Annotated in this window: 12 protein-coding genes; all 12 read right to left on the bottom strand. The window is 53.3% G+C overall.

Features of this window, described 5'->3' with window-relative positions; all coding sequences use genetic code 11:
* Positions 1-225: 225 nt before the first annotated feature.
* On the bottom strand, positions 226-2,403 hold the full coding sequence (locus KNP67_RS02750) for a DNA translocase FtsK (RefSeq protein WP_214755817.1): 2,178 nt from the start codon (positions 2,401-2,403) through the stop codon (positions 226-228).
* A 62-nt stretch (positions 2,404-2,465) separates the two neighbouring features.
* On the bottom strand, positions 2,466-4,133 hold the full coding sequence (locus KNP67_RS02745; RefSeq protein WP_021067169.1) for a ribonuclease J: 1,668 nt from the start codon (positions 4,131-4,133) through the stop codon (positions 2,466-2,468).
* 95 nt (positions 4,134-4,228) lie between these two features.
* On the bottom strand, positions 4,229-4,882 hold the full coding sequence (locus tag KNP67_RS02740) for a M15 family metallopeptidase (protein WP_029595678.1): 654 nt from the start codon (positions 4,880-4,882) through the stop codon (positions 4,229-4,231).
* Positions 4,879-6,132 (bottom strand): lipid II:glycine glycyltransferase FemX, encoded by a 1,254-nt coding sequence (locus KNP67_RS02735; protein ID WP_214755815.1) that lies wholly within the window; start codon positions 6,130-6,132, stop codon positions 4,879-4,881. Before KNP67_RS02735 ends, KNP67_RS02740 begins: the two co-directional genes overlap by 4 nt.
* Positions 6,133-6,135: 3 nt before the next feature.
* Complete coding sequence (locus tag KNP67_RS02730) at positions 6,136-7,596, bottom strand: UDP-N-acetylmuramoyl-L-alanyl-D-glutamate--2,6-diaminopimelate ligase (RefSeq protein WP_029595680.1); 1,461 nt, start codon at positions 7,594-7,596, stop codon at positions 6,136-6,138.
* Between the two features lie 83 nt (positions 7,597-7,679).
* Positions 7,680-8,897, bottom strand: coding sequence for a M16 family metallopeptidase (locus KNP67_RS02725; RefSeq protein WP_029595681.1), 1,218 nt, complete (start codon positions 8,895-8,897; stop codon positions 7,680-7,682).
* 50 nt (positions 8,898-8,947) lie between these two features.
* On the bottom strand, positions 8,948-11,164 hold the full coding sequence (gene pnp, locus KNP67_RS02720) for a polyribonucleotide nucleotidyltransferase (protein WP_021067164.1): 2,217 nt from the start codon (positions 11,162-11,164) through the stop codon (positions 8,948-8,950).
* Positions 11,165-11,296: 132 nt separating this feature from the next.
* Positions 11,297-11,566, bottom strand: coding sequence for a 30S ribosomal protein S15 (gene rpsO / locus KNP67_RS02715; RefSeq protein WP_015881433.1), 270 nt, complete (start codon positions 11,564-11,566; stop codon positions 11,297-11,299).
* 124 nt (positions 11,567-11,690) lie between these two features.
* Positions 11,691-12,617, bottom strand: coding sequence for a bifunctional riboflavin kinase/FAD synthetase (locus KNP67_RS02710; protein WP_021067163.1), 927 nt, complete (start codon positions 12,615-12,617; stop codon positions 11,691-11,693).
* A gap of 15 nt (positions 12,618-12,632) precedes the next feature.
* Positions 12,633-13,541 carry a tRNA pseudouridine(55) synthase TruB gene (gene truB / locus KNP67_RS02705; protein WP_214755814.1) on the bottom strand — a complete coding sequence of 303 codons (909 nt, stop codon included), beginning with the start codon at positions 13,539-13,541 and terminating at the stop codon, positions 12,633-12,635.
* 48 nt (positions 13,542-13,589) lie between these two features.
* Positions 13,590-13,940 (bottom strand): 30S ribosome-binding factor RbfA, encoded by a 351-nt coding sequence (gene rbfA / locus KNP67_RS02700; RefSeq protein ID WP_021067161.1) that lies wholly within the window; start codon positions 13,938-13,940, stop codon positions 13,590-13,592.
* 18 nt (positions 13,941-13,958) lie between these two features.
* Complete coding sequence (infB, locus tag KNP67_RS02695; protein ID WP_214755813.1) at positions 13,959-16,193, bottom strand: translation initiation factor IF-2; 2,235 nt, start codon at positions 16,191-16,193, stop codon at positions 13,959-13,961.
* Positions 16,194-16,202 lie beyond the last annotated feature (9 nt).

Here is a 16,202-nt window from a genome sequence, read left to right as displayed (position 1 = left end):
TGAAGCCGTTTGAAAAGAAAACGTAAAATGTAAACGGTATTAAAAAATGAAAGCGGTTCAACGATTTTAGTAGTATGTCTTAATGTCTCGAATAGGTCAGATGTGCTATATTAGTTCGTCTCAACATGACGTCGACCTCGATCATCACGTTTGAACAGGATTATCTGAAATTATATAAAAAACGAACGATTAGGATTTTTTATACCTAATCGTTCGTTTTAATGTTTAACCCTCTGGTTGGTTAATGAGCACTTTCCGCGGCTTTGAGCCTTCTGACGGCCCGACATATCCAGCCTGTTCGAGCGAATCGATCAATCGGGCGGCTCGATTATAACCGATGCGGAATCTTCGTTGAATCATCGAAGTGGAAGTCGTCTCTTGCGTCAAGATGAATTGAACGACTTCTTCAAACAATGAATCGTCCGAGTCGATCGTCGTGACTTCCTCTTCTTTCGGCATCATCGCCTCGACATACTGGGCCCGTTGTTGGGCGATGACGTGATTGACGACCGTCTCGACTTCTTGATCCGAGACGAACGCACCTTGGACACGAATCGGTTTGTTCATCCCGTTGGCGAGCATGAGCATGTCACCCCGTCCGAGCAGCTTTTCCGCACCGCCGCCGTCAAGAATCGTCCGGGAATCCGTTTGCGACGAGACCGCGAACGCGATCCGTGACGGGATGTTCGCTTTGATGACACCGGTGATGACATCGACCGATGGACGCTGCGTGGCAAGTACCATATGAATGCCGGCTGCCCGAGCCATCTGGGCGAGACGCATAATCGCGTCCTCGACGTCGTTCGAGGCGACCATCATCAAGTCGGCGAGCTCATCGACGATGACGACGATGAACGGCAGACGCTTCGCGTCCTCGTCATCCGACTTATCGACGAGTTCGTTATAGCCTTCGATGTTCCGGACTCCGTAGCGGCTGAACAGCTCATAGCGCCGCTCCATCTCGGCGACGACTTGTTTGAGCGCTTGGGCCGCTTTCTTCGGATCCGTCACGACCGGCGTCAATAAGTGTGGGACACCGTTATAGACGTTCAACTCGACCATTTTCGGGTCAATCATCATGAGCCGGACCTCATCAGGACGCGTCCGCATCAAGAGCGACACGATCATTCCGTTGATGCAGACCGATTTCCCCGAACCAGTCGAACCGGCGACGAGCAAATGCGGCATCTTGTTCAAGGCGATCGTCACCGTCTCACCGCTGATGCTGCGGCCCAATGCGACGAGGAGCGGCGACTGTTCCCGCTTGACCGGATCAGCTTCGAGCACTTCACGGAGACAGACCGGGGCCACTTCCTGGTTCGGCACTTCAATCCCGATGGCTGCTTTGCCCGGGATCGGTGCCTCGATGCGGATATCTTTCGCCGCGAGCGCGAGGGCAAGATCGTCACTGAGCGAGGTGATGCGGCTCACTTTGACCCCGATATCCGGTTGCAGTTCATATTTCGTCACGGTGGGCCCGAGATGAATCTTCAATACTTTCACGCCGACGCCGAACGATTTGAGCGTTTGGACGAGTTTTGTCGCATTCGCTTTCAAGCGGGCGTTCTCGCCGGACAAATCGGTCACGACCGGTTCACTGAGAATGGTGAACGTCGGAAGCTCATACGTATCCGATACATCCTGTGACGCCGTCATCATCATATCCTCGGTCGGCAGGTCGGTCACTTCTTCCGACGGGGCCGCCTCCTCCGTTTTCGGACGTTTCTCGGCGACGACTTTCTCGCTGAACCCGACGATCGGGATATCGTGCATCGTCACCGCATCCGCCTCAGGCTCCGCTTCGGCAGGTGTCGGTTCCACGACCTTTGCCGGGGCCGGGACAGCCTTCTGACGCTTCACAGGGGCCGGTTTGACCCGTTCCCGGTCGTGCCACTCTTGTTTGATGGCCGTGCCCGTCTCAAGCAGCCGCGAACCCATCGTCCGCCAAATCGTTGGCGACAATAGGGAAATCCCGACAATCATGCAGAGGGCGCCTAAAAAGACAATCCCGAAGTCAGAGAGCAAGTATTGATTGAGTCGATAGAGCGCCCCGTTGACCTCGCCTCGTTCGGCCCCCCATACCAAGTCCCCGAACATGAGAAACGACGTGAACAACAATAGAATCCCGGTCCGTTGCATCGGACGAAACTCATTTAAGAAGACGAGCAACGTGAACGCGATTGCCAAATACGTCAGTGCCCCCCAGCCCCCGAACAACGTCGTCGCGAGAAGCGACGTCTGATTGCCGACCCATCCGAAATCGAACAGGGAAAAGATGAAGGCCGTAATCGACAGGACGAAGGCGATCCAGCCATATGTACGCAGTGGGATGGGCTGTTTTTTCGCACGTCTCGTCGTCGGTCGCTTCCGCTTCACCGGAGTTTTTCTCGTTTTTTGTGCCACCTTAGATTCCTCCTAAAAAAACAAGGCAAAAGTCTGATGACTTTTGCCTTAATCTCAATTCTTTAAATCTCCATGATGATCGGCAAGATCATCGGACGACGTTTCGTCTGCTCGTACAAATAGACGCTGAGCCGTTCGCGGATATTTGATTTCAACTCGGTCCAATCACTTCCAGCTTGGAGACTCTTCTCAATCTGTTTCGTGACGATGCGGTTCGCTTCTGAAATCATCTCTTCCGATTCACGCATATAGACGAATCCACGCGAGATGAGTTCAGGTCCTGAAATCAATTTCTTCTGTTTCCGGTTCAACGTGACGACACAGAGAACGACACCGTCTTGCGACAAGAGACGACGGTCACGGAGCACGATATTCCCGACGTCCCCGACACCGATTCCATCGATTAAGACGTTTCCAGCCGGCACTTTGCGGCTCATCCGGGCTTTGCGGCCCGTGAACTCAACGACATCTCCTTTTTCAACGATGAAGATGTTGTTCGACTTCACACCGACTTGCTCGGCGAGTTTCGAGTGGGCCATCTGCATCCGGTACTCCCCGTGAATCGGGAGGAAGTACTTCGGTTTGACGAGGTTCAACATGAGCTTGAGCTCTTCGGCCGAACCGTGTCCAGAGACGTGTACTTTGCGTTGGTTATAAATGACGTTGGCGCCTGAGCGGAAGAGCAGGTCAATCGTCTTCGAGACGGACTTCTCGTTCCCCGGAATCGGCGTCGCCGCGATGACGACCGTATCGTTCAGGCGGATGTTCACTTGTTTATGGGCGTTGCGCGCCATGCGCGTCAAGGCCGCCATCGGCTCACCTTGCGAACCAGTCGTCAAGATGACGACTTTGTTGTCAGGCAAGCGATTCACTTGTGAAAGCTCGACGAGTGTCTTCGGCTTGAAGCGCAAGTAGTTCAGCTTCTGGGCCACTTCGACGATATTGACCATGCTGCGGCCGACGACGGCCACTTTACGGTCGTTCGCTTCGGCTGCCGCGAACACTTGTTGCAGACGGTGCACGTTCGAGGCGAATGACGCGACGATGACGCGGCCTTCGGCTTGATAGATGACGTCGTTCAACTCGGCGCCGACGAGCGATTCCGAACCGGTTTGACCCGGACGTTCCGCGTTCGTCGAATCCGACAAGAGGCAAAGGACGCCCCGTTGGCCAATGGCCGCCAACTTGTTGAAGTCTGACTGTTTCCCATCGACCGGTGTGTAGTCAAACTTGAAGTCGCCCGTGTGAACGATGGCGCCTTGTGACGTTTGGATACAGACCCCGACACAATCCGGGATCGAGTGGTTGACGCGGAAGAAAGTGATGAAATGATCAGCGATAGTCAATTTCGTTTTGGCGTCAATCAATCGGAGGTCGACTTCTTTCAATAAGCCAGCCTCTTTCAATTTGAGCTCGATTAAACCGAGCGTCAATTTCGTCCCATATACGGGAACGTGTTTCAAATCACGGAGTACGTAGCTGAGTCCACCGATATGGTCTTCGTGACCGTGTGTGATGAAAATCGCGCGTACCCGATCTTTATTTTCTTTCAAATACGTAATGTCCGGGATGACGATATCAATCCCGAGCATCTCATCGCCTGGGAACATAAGGCCGGCATCGATGACGAAGATGTCGTCGTCTAGTTCCACGACGTACATGTTCTTCCCGATTTCGCCTACGCCTCCAAGCGCAAAGACGCTAACGTTCTCTGTCTTCTTCTTTGACACTAACAAAAACCTCCTAGATGTTGCATATTCTGTTTCGTCCACTTATCGCTACTGAATATTGTATCGGAAAACTGCTGATATGCCAACATTTCCGTTCAATCGACGAGAGGTTTCATCACATCGGCAAGCGGCATCGTCGCTTTGTCATCCGGACGTTTCCCGGAAGCGAGCTGACGAATCGACAAACCGAAGTCCATTTGTAAGTGTGGGTAATCCGGAAAACTTCTCCAATCCCCGCCCCATTCGAAGCCGAGCGCCTTGCCGAGCTCCCCTAGTTCTTGCCAATCCGGTTCATCCGACCGATTGTGGTCCGACTCCAAATCATAGTCGGCGCGGTTGTTGTGAATGATGACGAAGTCGACGGCAAGGCCATAGTTATGGTAGCTCTCACCTGCTTTGGCGTTCGTCACGACTTGACCTGGTTTCGAGCGACCTTGGGCGTACAGGGCGTTCTGCTCATCGGCTGAACGGTATCCTGACGTCAGGCGAACCTCGAGACCGAGGCACGAATAGGCTAGCCGCACGAACGATTCACTCCGCTCCCGTACGTGCGGATGCAGTTTGGCGAACGCCTTCTCGCTACGCTCGACGATGACCGCTTCCGAGCGCGAGTTGCGCTCACACATCCCCGACTCGAACGTCGGTTCATCGACCCATGGCATCGGCCCCGGACGTGACAACGTATACGCTAAAAAGATTCCGACTAAAAAAGCCGTCATCGCGAACGTCAAGACGCCGGTCCATTTCATCGGCGCAACCGTTTACGGAGTCCTTTGACGAGCGGTAATCCTGTTTCAAGGGCGAAATAGAGCGGACGATTCAAGACGAGATCGAACTCGCCAACCTTCTCGATCATATCGCTACCCCAACCTGATTTGAACGCATACAGACCCGCATACTCATCATCGGCGTCGGTTCTGCCCGATACGCCACCGAAATCATAGCGTTCGGCCCCGCTCGCCTTGGCCGCTTGCATCATCGTCCATTGCATGAGGTGGTTCGGCATGAAGTCACGGAACTCGTTCGAAGACGCACCGTACAAGTAATACGAGCGTCGGCCGGCTAACGTCAACAGACCGCCCGATAAGACGAGCCCGTTCGGGTACTTGTCGTGCAACTCGTTCAGTTCCGGCAACGCAGCTTTAATCTTTTCAATCTGTTCGCCCGTCTGCTTTTGACGGTTCAACAGACTTGTCCGTTTCTTCTCGACCGTCTCCGTCTCGAGGGAACGTTCAATCTTGCCGAGGTCACGTTCGGCTTTTTCGAGCGTGGCCATCTGTTGGTCGAGCGCGAGCTTCGGTTCGAGTTTCGTCAAGAACAGACGCGCGTCCCCTGGCTGCAGGCAATCGTATAAGTTCTCGAAGTAATCAAGGCCGCGGATGGCAAAGCCGTCCCGCTCGCCTGTCACTTTCATCAACTCCGCGAACGTCTGGAGACCATCGCGACCGACTTCCGTGCAGACGATTCCTTTTCGTTCTGCCAAACGCACGTTATAGCGGAACTTATGATGGAACTTGCCAAAAATCTCTTTCTCGCTCGGACGCAAGTCCGTCTCCATCGTGAACCGCGGCTGGGCGTAATCGAACCCGCCGCCGTATCCTTTATGGCTAAAACCGAGGCTAGCCATTTCCGTCAACAGGCCTGGCACTTCGTCTCGGTCGATATTTGGATCGATTTTCACGGTGATTGCTTTATTCGCTTTGGCGACCCGTTTCGCTTCTTCGGTCAACGCGGTCAACGAAGCCACATCGTCATAGTCGACGACGAAACCGCGTGGCGCGTAGCAAAGCGTGAACGGGAGTTTAGGTACGCGTTTGAACAAGAGTAATGCGACCCCGCTCGTCACATCACCGGTCGCGACGGCGATCCGCTCGGCGAACCAGCCGTTTTGTCGTTTGACGTTGGCCCAACTTGAGAGTTGAAGCAAATCCCCACGGTCATGTGTTTTGACGAACTCGTCATGCTCTTTTTCTGTCAAGGTGATCGGTTGTACTGCCATAAATCATGATTCCTCCGTCTTCAAAATTGTCGCTCGGACGATCGCTTCTTCATCTAGCGGAATTTTCTCATTGCCAATGATTTGATATTTCTCATGTCCTTTGCCGGCCAGGACGACGATGTTATCGGACTCGGCCAATTTGGCCGCGTAGCGGACCGCCTCTTCGCGGTCCCCGATCTCAACGAAATTGTCGTGGGTCATCCCGGCAGCGATGCCGCTCGTGATTGAGTCGTAGGCTTCAAAGCGTGGATCGTCCGTCGTGATGACGACCGTTCCCGCATACTTCGAGGCCATCTCTCCCATCGTCGGTCGCTTCGTAACGTCACGATTTCCGCCTGTCCCGATTAAGAATACAATCTTCTCTTTCGGCACGCCGACGAGCGACTTCAAGCATTGCTCGATGCCGTCGGGCGTGTGGGCGTAATCCGCATAGACGTTATAGCCCGGCACATCGAGGCGTTGCATCCGCCCTTTGGCCGGATGGATCGCTTCGAGCGCCTGGACGATTTCGGGCAAGCGATAGCCTGCCGCGAGCAGGCAACCTGTCGCGAGCAAGATGTTATACACGTTGAAGCGGCCGATGAATTGAACCGTCAACGGATGGCGTTCGCCTTGATAGTTGAGGCAAAAGCTCGTCTCTGACAGCGTCTGAACGATATCTGATGCCGTCACGTCTGCCATCGCGTCAATCGCATAAGTAATTACTCGCGCCCCTGTCATCGTCTCATACAGCTTGCTGTACGGGTCGTCTGCGTTCAGTACGGCGACCTTGTGACGTGACGCCATCTGTCCGAGCTGTGCGAACAGTAGGCCTTTCGCTCGCGCATAGTTCTCGAACGTACCGTGGAAATCGAGATGGTCGTGCGTCAAGTTCGTGAATCCGACGATATCAAAGTCCGTCCCGATGACACGGCCGAGTTCGAGTCCGTGCGATGACACTTCCATCATCACATCGGTCACGCCTTCTGCGTGCATCCGGGCGAGCAACTGTTGTAGCTCCGAGCTTTGCGGTGTCGTATTTTTACTTGGGACGATCGTATCGTTAATGCGGACCTCGACCGTGCCGATCAATCCGGTGCTATGACCGAGCTCGGTGAGGACGTCGCGCAAAATCGTCGTTGTCGTCGTCTTGCCGTTCGTCCCCGTGATCCCGAACAGACGCATCTGTTCAGACGGATACTGATAGAACGCCGACGCTAAGAGGCCGACCGATCGTGTGCTGTCGCGCACGATTAAGTTCGGTACGCTTAACGAGAGCGGACGCTCGCTGACGACGGCTACGGCCCCTTTGCTGACCGCCAATTCGGCATAGTCATGGCCGTCGACCGTATAGCCTTTGATGGCGACGAACAGCGTCCCAGGGACGACTTCTCTCGAGTCGGTCGTCACATGGGTCACTGGGATGGCTTGTAAGTTTGGTTGATTAATCAATTGAATGTGTTTAGCTAAATCCGTTAAGTTCAAGTCTTTCCCTTCTTTCACCTGTTCCTGTCCAAAGTAAAGAATACCTCTTAATCAGTGTAGAGAACTTACAATTCGGTTTCAAGTCAGTCTTCGGACGGAAGGACATAAGATTTGGCAGGGGCGTGGCTGAGCACCTCTCTGATTAAGGCGTTGACACCATGCACATCGATGCGATCGATTTTATCGAGCACCTCATTCAAGTCCTCGACATCGTCGAGCAGGACGAGGTTTCGACCGTTTCGGTTCATGCGGGCACTCGTACTCTCATTCCCGAGGACGAGCGAGCCTTTCAATTGGCGCTTGCCTTTCTCGACTTCCTCGTCGGACAATCCGTCCGCAATCAACGTCTCGAGTTCGCGCGTCATAATCGTCTCGACTTGGGCGAGCGTATCCGGAGATGTCCCGATATAGATGGTGAACGTCCCGTGGTCATCGAACGTCGTGTAGTACGAGTAAATCGAGTATGCCAGCCCCTCTTCTTCTCGAATCGACTGAAAAAGACGTGATGACATCGTGGCCCCGATGGCATTGTTCATCAAGGCCAAATGCGGCAGACGGTCATCTTTGGCGGCAATCGCCTCAAAGTTCCAACAGAGGTGTGCTTGCTCTGTCTCTTTCTGTTTTTTCATCACGTCACTGTATAAAATCGGAGTCGTCGATTCTTTCGGAGATTCCCCTGATGGGAGGTCGGCAAACCTTGTCTTGACCGCCTCAATCAATTCATCGGTCACATGCCCGGCGATTGAAACGACGACACGATTGCCCGTGTACGTCGAAGCGACGTAACGGAGCAGTTGGTCCCGCGATAGGCTGAGGACGCTCGCTTCCGTCCCGAGAATCGGTTCGGCAAGGATGTCGTCCTTATAGACGGCTTTCGCGAGCAGCTCGTGGACGAGGTCTTCCGGTGTGTCCTCATACATTTTAATTTCTTCTAAGACGACCCGCTTCTCTTTCTCGAGCTCCGTCTCATCAAATAACGAATCGAACAGCATGTCGGCGAGCGCATCGAACGCGATGACCGCGTGCTCGTCAAGCGTCTTCACGTAATAGCACGTATGATCTTTCGACGTGAACGCGTTGACGCTACCCCCGAGCTCATCGAAGAACGACGCGATTTCTTTTGCCGTTCGCGTCTTCGTCCCTTTAAATAACATATGTTCAATCAAATGGCTGATGCCGATCTCGGTCATGTCTTCGGTCCGAGTTCCGGCTTTGATAAAGACACCGGTCGACGTGCTACGGACATCCGCCATCGGCTCAATCACGATGCGGACGCCGTTGTCTAATGTGATCCATTCCATGTTATCACTCCTATGAAAAAGGCCATCGCACCAGACGATGGCCATCATGATTAGTTTGTCGAGCGTGGCGGACGACGGTCTCCGTCACGACGCGGCGGACGGCTGTCACGTGGTGGACGGCTTTCGCGCTGCGCTTTACGTTTTGCTTCGTATGCTTCACGTTCTTCCGGTGATAATCCTTCAAGGATGAGTACTTTGTGTGAGGCATTGACTCGGCCTTTGTCGTCAATCTCCGTCACACGGACTTTGATTGTATCGCCGAGTTTAACGACGTCTTCCACGTTCGCGACACGCTCTAAGCTGAACTCAGAGACGTGGACGAGCGCGTCTTTCCCTTTGAACAATTCGACGAACGCGCCGAACTTCTCGATGCGGCGGACCGTTGCATCGAACTCTTCGCCGACGACGACTTCACGGACGATGTCGCCGATGAGGGCCATCGCCATATCGATGCCATCTTGATCGGTCGACGCGATGAAGACCGTTCCGTCTTGCTCGATATCGATTTTGACGCCCGTTTGGTCGATGATGCTGTTAATCATCTTCCCGCCCGGTCCAATCACATCGCGGATCTTATCCGGATTGATCGTCATCGTCACGATTTTCGGTGCATACTTCGACAACTGCGGACGCGGTGCGTCGAGCGTCTCAAGCATATGATTCAAGATGTGGAGACGGCCTGAACGTGCTTGTTCGAGTGCCTCTTCCAAAATCTCACGCGTGATTCCGGCGATTTTGATATCCATTTGGAGCGCCGTGATCCCGTCTTTCGTTCCAGCGACTTTGAAGTCCATGTCACCGAGGTGATCTTCGAGTCCTTGGATGTCCGTGAGAACCGTGTAATGTTCGCCTTCCATGATGAGACCCATCGCAATCCCGGCAACCGGTGCCTTGATTGGAACCCCTGCATCCATGAGAGCGAGTGTCGAGCCACAGATTGACGCCTGTGAACTTGAACCGTTCGACTCGAGTACTTCCGAGACGAGACGAATCGTGTACGGGAAGTCGGCTTCTTTCGGGATGACCGGGAGCAACGCACGTTCTCCGAGAGCACCGTGACCAATTTCACGACGACCTGGCGCACGCACCGGACGAGCTTCTCCGACCGAGAACGGCGGGAAGTTGTAATGGTGCATGAAGCGCTTGTTCTCTTCGAGACCGATGCCGTCGATGATTTGAGCATCTCCGATGACGCCGAGTGTCGCCACCGACATGACTTGTGTTTGTCCACGTGTGAACAATCCAACGCCGTGGGCGCGTGGCAATAAGCCCGTTTCCGACGCAAGTGGACGGATGACTTCCGGGCGACGACCGTCCGGACGAACTTTATCGACCGTGATGAGACGGCGAACTTCATCTTTGACAAATTTGTTCAAGATGCCAGACACTTCTTTCAACTTGGCCGGCTCGTCGACGAGGCGCTCTTCGTAGATGGCGACGTACTTGGCAATCACTTCGTTGATTGCTGCATCACGCGCATGCTTCTCTTCGACTTGAACCGCAGCGTTGATTTCTGGACGAGCTGCTTCGAGCTCAGCCGTCAAGGCGTCATCAAATTTCGACACCGTGTATTCGAACTTCGGTTTCCCGACAGCTTCGACGATTTCCGTTTGGAAAGCGACCAATTTCTTGATTTCTTCATGACCGAACAAGATTGACTCGAGCATGACGTCTTCCGGTACTTCGTTGGCGCCTGCTTCAACCATGTTGATTGCAGTTGCCGTTCCGGCGACTTGGAGTTCGAGGTCTGTCTGTTCGAGCTGAGCCGTCGTCGGGTTGACGACGAACTCACCGTTGACGCGTCCGACTGTCGCACCGGCGATCGGGCCATCGAACGGGATGTCTGAAATCGAGAGTGCGATTGACGTTCCGAGCATACCGGCCATCTCAGCTGGGCAGTCCGGGTCGTTCGACATGACGTAAATCATCACTTGGATATCATGACGGAAGCCATCCGGGAAAAGCGGACGGATCGGACGGTCGATGAGGCGCGATGTCAAAATCGCGTTCTCCCCAGGACGACCTTCCCGACGGAGGAAACCTCCTGGAATTTTACCGACCGAGTATAATTTTTCTTCATAGTTGACCGTGAGCGGGAAGAAATCTAAATCCTTCGGCGCTTTCGATGCTGTGACCGTGGCGAGCACGACCGTGTCCCCATAACGGACGAGTGCCGAGCCGTTTGCTTGTTTCGCAAGTTGCCCGACTTCTACAGACAGCGGACGCCCGCCCCATTCTGTAGAAAATACTTGTTTCGTACCTAACATGAACATTCTCCTCTCAAACCTTATCTAGTTTATTATGTAACTCATTCATATGAATGTCTAATGATTTTCCTCCTAAAAAAGAAGAAACGGACTAGGAACAAGTGTCCCAGCCCGTCACATGGTCCGTTCGGATTAACGACGGAGACCAAGGCGTTGAATCAATTCACGGTAACGTGTAACGTCCTTGTTACGAAGGTACGTAAGCAAGTTACGGCGACGTCCAACCATTTTCAAAAGACCGCGACGTGAGTGGTGGTCTTTCTTGTGTGTACGAAGATGATCGTTTAAAGTGTTGATTTGTTCAGTCAATACTGCAACTTGAACTTCCGGTGAACCAGTGTCACCTTGTTTTGTCGCGTATTCCGCGATGATTTCGTTCTTACGTTCTTTTGAGAGTGCCATTGCCTCTCCACCTCCATTTAATAGAAAATTGCCGCGTTGCCGAGCCGACGTTGGTGAATCGATCAGCCAAGCGAAGCGGTGTACTTTGCGTACCAAAATAGGATACCGTACCACCCATCCAAAGTCAAGACAGGATTGCCCGAGCGGCCGTCTCATCTTGCTTGAGTTGGGCGATGAGCGAGTCGAGTCCGTCGAACGCCCGCTCGTCCCGTAAATAGTGCATCCATTCGATTTCGATCAATTGTCCGTATAAATCTTCCGAGAAGTCGAACAAGTGGCTCTCGATTGAGACGTCACCGGTCGCATAGAACGTCGGCCGCCGACCGACGTTCGTCATCGCGTCGAACGTCCGACCGTCCTGAAGCCGTACACGCGTCGCGTAGACGCCTAGACGCGGCATGACATACGATGCGTCCATGACGACGTTCGCCGTCGGGTAGCCGATCGTCCGGCCTCGGGCGTCACCGTGGATGACTTCCCCGCAGATAACGTACGGCGTACCGAGCAATTCGCTCGCCACATCGACATCACCGGCACCGAGCAACTGACGAATCCGCGTCGACGACACTTTTTCGCCGCCGCTCGTCTGTTCGGCGACGACCGAGGTCGTGAAGCGACCGCGCGCATGATACGGCAGCGTTTCCATCGTCCCCTCGCCGAATTTACCGTACGAGTAGTCAAAACCTGCCGTCACATGGACCGCACCGGCACCAATCAAATAGTCATCCACGAACTGTTGTGGCGACAGGCTCGCCAACTCTTTCGTGAACGTGATGACGATGCACCGTTCGACACCGAGTGCGGCAATCCGGTTCAATTTCCGCTGGAGCGGTGTGATGTAACGGACCGCATCCGGTTTGTTCGATAACACTTGTTTCGGGTGCGGGTCGAACGTGATGACGGTCACGGGCACGTCAAGCTGTTTTGCTTGCGCCTGCGCATGCCGAATCACGGCCTGATGTCCGGTGTGGACGCCGTCAAAAAATCCGAGCACCATGACCGAAGGGACCAGGTCTGGTGTCTCAGGATACGTCAGATGGATCGTTTCCATACTTCAATCTCCCCTTTAGTCGATAGTCAACATGACCTCGACAGTTGCGTCTGTTGTTCCGTCAAGCCGTCGATAGAGGGCAAGTGGAATTCCTTCTTCATTATAGACAGTAAACAGTTCAAATTCGAGCGAGACGTCGTTCAAACGACCTCCGTTTCGAATATACCGTTCTCGATTGGCTGGAATCGTCATGGCCGGCCAACGTTTGATGACCTCTTCGAGCGGGATGAGGTGGTTCATTCGTTCCTCGACCGTTTCGAGGTCGGCCAGTTGCTGCAACGTGACGGCGGCCGTTTCCTCAAACGAACCAGACCGGGTCCGCCGTAAGTCGCTCATATGGGCCGGATAGCCGAGCTGCTCCCCGATTTGAACGGCGAGCGTCCGGATGAACGTCCCTTTGCCACACTCGACGTCGACACGGAAACGGCAGACACCGTCTTCGATGACCGGCTCATTCGTCCGGACGAGGCGATGAATCTCGACGATGCGGCGCGGTCGGTCCACCGTCTGACCTTTTCGGGCGTATTCGTACAATTTCTTACCGTTCACTTTGACAGCAGAGAAGTAAGGCGGGATTTGCTCGATTTTTCCTGTCAGCTTCTCAAGGACACGATCGATGTCCGCAGCGGTGAACACCTCGGGACCGACTTCACGCGTCTCGACCACCTCGCCATGGGCGTCCTCCGTCATCGTCGCTGTTCCGATTGTAATCTCGGCGGCGTACCGTTTGCCTTCATCGGTCAGAAAACGAGACAGCTTTGTCGCCCGTCCGAGGCAAATCGGTAGGACACCGGTCACTTCCGGGTCCAGCGTGCCGGTATGTCCGACTTTTTTCGTTTGGAACAATTTACGGAGCTTGAACACACAGTCGTGGCTCGTCATGCCGCTCTCTTTATCTAAAATCAATACGCCAGTTGGTTCCATCTGAATTCCTCCCATCAAAAAAGGGGAGACGCGAGTCCCCCCTTCAATTTATTGGTCGTTCCGATTTAAGTCACGAATCAATGAATCGATATGGCTACCATATGCGACCGATGAATCGTATTCGAACGACAATTCTGGCGTTTTCCGAAGACGGATGCGGCTCCCGATCTCGCGGCGAATAAATGCGCTCGCCTTATCAAGACCAGCTTGCGTTTCAGCCTTCACCGTGGCGTCGTCTCCGAGCACCGTGTAGTAGGCTGTCGCTTGCTGCAAGTCTCCCGTCACATCAACGCTCGTGATTGTAGCGTTCTTCGTACGTGGGTCGTTGACTTCACGGAGCAAGATATCTGTAATCTCTTTACGCATCTGCTCTGCGACGCGTTGGGCACGAATGTTCATACGTGTTCCCTCCTCGCTTTATTTACGTTCGACTTCTTTCATGATGAACGCTTCAATAACGTCCTCCACTTTGATGTCGTCGAACTTCTCTACTTTAATCCCACACTCGTAACCTGTCGCGACTTCTTTGACGTCGTCTTTGAAACGGCGAAGCGTATCGAGTTTTCCTTCGTACACAACAATCCCGTTACGGATGATGCGGACGCCGGCGTCGCGTGAGATTTTACCTTCTGTGACGTAACAGCCGGCAATCGTACCGACTTTCGAGACTTTAAAGACGTCACGGACTTCAACTTGTCCTGTGATTTCTTCAACGAACTCAGGGTCGAGCATCCCTTTCATCGCGCTTTCGATTTCATCGATTGCGTTATAGATGATGCGGTGCAGACGCATTTCAACATGCTCTTGCTCGGCCATCGACCGGGCGTTACCATCTGGGCGAACGTTGAATCCGATGATGATCGCATTTGCCGCCGAAGCGAGAATGACGTCACCTTCTGTGATGGCACCGACACCTTGGTGGACGATGTTGATTTTAACGCCTGCGACGTCGATTTTACGGAGTGAACCAGCGAGTGCTTCAGCCGAACCTTGAACGTCTGCTTTGATGATGACGTTCAAATCTTTGACTTCGCCTTCTTGAATGCGACTGAACAAGTCATCAAGACTAACTTTAGCCGATTCGCGACGCTGTGATTCGAGGTAACGTTGGTAACGTTTTTCTCCGATTGCACGTGCTTTCTTCTCATCTTCAAACACGATGAACTGGTCACCCGCTTGTGGGACATCGTTCAATCCTGTAATTTCGATTGGTGTCGATGGACCAACTTCTTTCACACGACGACCGATATCGTTGACCATGGCCCGGACGCGTCCAAACGTGCTACCGACGACGATTGAGTCACCAATTCGGAGTGTCCCGTGTTGAACGAGAAGCGTGGCGACAGGACCGCGACCTTTGTCGAGCTTCGCTTCTATGACCGAACCGCGAGCTGGCATTTTAGGCGTCGACTTGTACTCTTCGACTTCAGAAACGAGCAAGATCATCTCGAGCAACTCATCGATTCCTTCGTCTTTCAAAGCTGAAATCGGTACGAAAATTGTTTCGCCGCCCCACTCTTCCGGTACAAGACCGAACTCTGTCAATTCTTGTTTGACGCGGTCAGGGTTTGCGCCTTCTTTATCCATTTTGTTCACAGCGACGATAATCGGCACGTTAGCCGCTTTCGCATGTGAGATGGCTTCTTCTGTCTGTGGCATGACGCCGTCATCCGCTGCGACAACGATAATCGCGATATCCGTCACTTCGGCTCCGCGGGCACGCATCGTCGTAAAGGCGGCGTGACCTGGTGTGTCGAGGAACGTGATCTTTTTACCGTTGACTTCAACTTGATAAGCACCGATGTGCTGCGTGATTCCGCCGGCTTCACCAGCAACGACTTTCGTGTTGCGGATCGAGTCAAGGAGTGTTGTCTTACCGTGGTCGACGTGACCCATGATCGTCACGACAGCTGGACGCTCCACAAGCTCATACGGAGAGAAGTCGATTTCTACTTCTTCAAAGTCCGTCTCGTCGATGAGTACTTCTTTCTCAACTTCATAACCGAATTCAGTTGCAAGCAACTCAATCGTCTCGTCATCAAGTGTTTGGTTGATTGTCGCCATGACACCAAGACCCATCAACTTCATGATGATCTCGTTTGGCTTTTTATCCATCTTCGCAGCGAGGTCCGATACGCTGAGTACATCATCGTACTTGATGACGTTGCCCATTTCAGACTCTTGCGCTAAACGAGCTGCTTTACGCTGACTCGTTTTCGAATTTGGATCCGCTTCTAATGGCACGGCTGCTTTTGCAGGCTTGCCTTTGAATTTACCACCGCGCTTTTTGTTGCGGTTGTCATTGCGGTTGTTGCCGAAACGGTTGCCACCACGGTTGCCCGCTTGGTTGCTTTGACCGCCAGACGCTTGTGGGCGTGCTTTCGGTGCTTCTTGCTTGGCAGCAGGTTTCGCGTCAGCCGGTTTTGACTCGGCAGACTTCGTTTCAGCTGGTTTCGTTGCAGCTGGCTTTTCTTGCTTGTCAGCCGAACGGTATTTCTCAGGATTGAAGACACGGTCGAGTTGCTTGACCGACTCCTCATCTAAGACAGCCATGTGGTTTTTTACTGGCTTGTTCATTTTCTCGAGCTGAGTAATGACTTGTTTACTTGTTACATTCTGTTCTTTTGCAAATTCATAGACGCGTTTTCCCAAAGCATCCAC

Source organism: Exiguobacterium sp. s157 (assembly GCF_018618205.1).
Classification (GTDB): domain Bacteria; phylum Bacillota; class Bacilli; order Exiguobacteriales; family Exiguobacteriaceae; genus Exiguobacterium; species Exiguobacterium chiriqhucha.
Note: the sequence above shows the minus strand (reverse complement) of the source record. Positions and strands in the feature narration are given on the sequence as shown.